At 63.6% G+C, this 2814-nt stretch carries 2 protein-coding genes; both read left to right on the top strand.

What is annotated here, in order from left to right:
- The coding region (locus QCE62_RS34950; protein ID WP_309927983.1) for an ABC transporter ATP-binding protein at positions 1 to 1050 on the top strand (1050 nt) is incomplete at its 5' end.
- Between the two features lie 97 nt (positions 1051 to 1147).
- The coding region (locus tag QCE62_RS34945; protein WP_309927985.1) for an ABC transporter permease subunit at positions 1148 to 2814 on the top strand (1667 nt) is incomplete at its 3' end.

The raw sequence follows: 2814 nt of genomic DNA, 5'->3' as shown, positions 1-2814 counted from the left end.
GGCGACTTCGTCGCGCTCGCGCCGACCGATCTTGACGTCGCACAGGGCGAGTTCCTGACGCTGCTGGGCCCGAGCGGCTCGGGCAAGACCACGCTGCTGAGCCTCATCGCGGGGCTTGCGCAGGCGGACGGCGGCTCGATCCGCATCAACGGCGTCGACGTCACCGACGGCGCGCCGTACGACCGCGACATCGGCATGGTGTTTCAGAACTACGCGCTGTTTCCGCACATGACGGTGGCGGAGAACATCGCGTTTCCGCTGCAGATGCGCAAGGTCGATGCGGCCAGCGCGAAGAAGCGCGTCGCCGAGGCGCTGGAGATGGTGCATCTGCCGCACGTCGCGGGTCGCTATCCGCGCGAGTTGTCGGGCGGGCAGCAGCAGCGTATCGCGCTGGCGCGCTGCATGGTGTACCGGCCCTCGATCATCCTGATGGACGAGCCGCTCGGCGCACTCGACAAGAAGCTGCGCGATCACATGCAGCTGGAGATCAAGCGCATTCACCGCGATCTGGGCACCACGATCATCTACGTGACGCACGATCAGGAAGAAGCGATGACGATGTCGGACCGCATCTGTTTGATGGATGCGGGCAAGATCGCGCAACTCGGTACGCCTGCTGATCTCTATTTCCGTCCGAAGAATGTGTTCGTGGCGGATTTCCTCGGTGAATCGAATCTGCTCGATGCGCAGGTGACGTCGCGTGAAGGCGATCAGGTGCGTCTCGCGATGCAAGGCATCGACAAGGGCCGCGCGATGGTCTACGACGCACAGGTGCAATCAGGCAAGCCGGTGAAGCTGATGCTGCGTCCGCAGAATTTGCGCGTGAACGGTCACAACGATTCAAGCGCGGAGACCATGTCCGCCAGGCTCACCGACATCATGGTGACCGGCGGCATGACCAAGCTGTACATGCAGCGCCAGCAGCAGAACGCGGAGGCCGCTGAACTGGTGGCGTCGTTCCCCACCGACCGGCTCGGGGCGCGCTATGAGATCGGCCAGACGCTGACGCTGTCGTGGTCGCCCGCCGATGCTGTCGCCATCGCGGGGTGAGCCGATGAACCCTTTCGCCATGACCGCGCAGAACGATCGCGCCGCGCCGCGCAAAACACGCAACCCGCGCCTGAGCCGCAAGCTGCGCGTGGCCGCGATGGCCGCACCCGTGATCGTGCTGCTCACGGTGTTCCTGATCTATCCGGTCGGACAATTGCTGCTGCTGAGTATTCACAATCAGAGCGGCTTCACGATGGCCGAGTACAAGCGGCTGTTCGCCTCGTCGGTGTATGTGGAAGTGCTGTGGGTGACGATGAAGGTATCGCTGCTCACGACCTTCTTCTCGGTGCTGGTGGGCTATCCCGTTGCGTACCTGATCTCGGCCGCCACGCGCGAGCGCAAGAACCGCTTGCTGTACTGGGTGCTGCTGTCGTTCTGGACGAGCTTTCTGGTGCGGACGTTTGCGTGGGTCGTGCTGCTCGGGCGCAACGGCGTGCTCAACTGGGTGCTGAAGCACCTCGGTCTTGTGGATTCGCCGCTGGGCCTGCTGTACAACCTGCCGGCAGTGATCGTAGGCATGACGCACGCGTTGATGCCGATCGCCATCATGACGATGCTCTCGGTGATGGAGAACATCGACCGGAGGTTGCCGAGCGCGGCATCGACGCTCGGTGCGCGTCCGGGCACGGCGTTCTGGAAGGTGTATTTCCCGCTGTCGCTGCCGGGGGTGTTTGCATCGGCGTTGATGGTGTTTGTCACCGCAATCGGCTTCTTCATCACGCCGACGCTGCTGGGCGGACGTCACGAGACGATGATTACGCAGTTGATCATCGATCAGGTGTTGCAGGCGTTGAACTGGGGTTTCGCGGGTGCGATCTCGGTGCTGCTGCTGGCGGTGGTGCTGGTGGTGTTCGTGGTGTATGACCGGATGGTCGGTCTCTCGACCATGACCGGTGGCAGCACGGCGAACAACCCGAAGCAGCACGGTGGCATGGGCCGCAAGTTCGGTGACGCGCTGCTCACGCTGCTGGCAAACGCAACCGACACGCTGATCGCCGTACTCCCGAAGCGCAAGAAGCGCGCAGGCGACGGCAACGGCATGACGCTGCGCACGGTGGTCACACTGATCCTGGTGTTCCTGAGCGCGCCTGCGTTCCTGATGATCCCGCTGTCGTTCGATTCCGCCTCGGGCCTTGCCTGGCCGCCGCATGGCGTGTCGTTGCAGTGGTACCAGCAGGTGATGGATTCGCCGCTGTGGATGCAGGCCGCGACCCGTTCGCTGGTGGTAGGCGTGGGCACCGGTGTGCTGTCGATGGCGATCGGCACGCCCGCGGCCTTCCTGCTGGTGCGCGGCGGCTTGCGCTGGAATGCGGCGATGCTCGCGTTCGTGCTCGCCCCGATCGTCGTGCCGCGCATGATCCTGGCGGTGGGCGTGTTCTACTTCTTCGCGAAGATTGGCCTGGTGGGTTCATCGCTGGGACTGGTGCTGGCGCACACGGTGGTCGCGGTGCCGTATGTGGTGATCACGATGATGGCCGTGCTGCGCAACTACGACACGCGCCTTGACCTCGCCGCACAGAGCATGGGCGCCCGCACCTTCACAACACTCAGACGCGTAACCTTCCCGATCCTGAGTGCAGGCATGCTCTCCTCGTTCCTGTTCGCGTTCGCGACCTCGTTCGATGAGTTGACCATCGCGCTGTTCTCGTCAGGCGGATTGAGCACGACGCTGCCCAAGCAGTTCTGGGACGAGACCACGATGCAGATCTCGCCGGTGATCGCCGCTGTCTCGACGCTGCTGTTCGTGTTCATCTCCATTCTGAT

It is taken from the genome of Caballeronia sp. LZ033, from assembly GCF_031451265.1.
Taxonomy (GTDB): domain Bacteria; phylum Pseudomonadota; class Gammaproteobacteria; order Burkholderiales; family Burkholderiaceae; genus Caballeronia.
The sequence above is the reverse complement of the archived record's forward strand: the minus strand, read 5'-3'. Positions and strand labels throughout refer to the sequence as shown.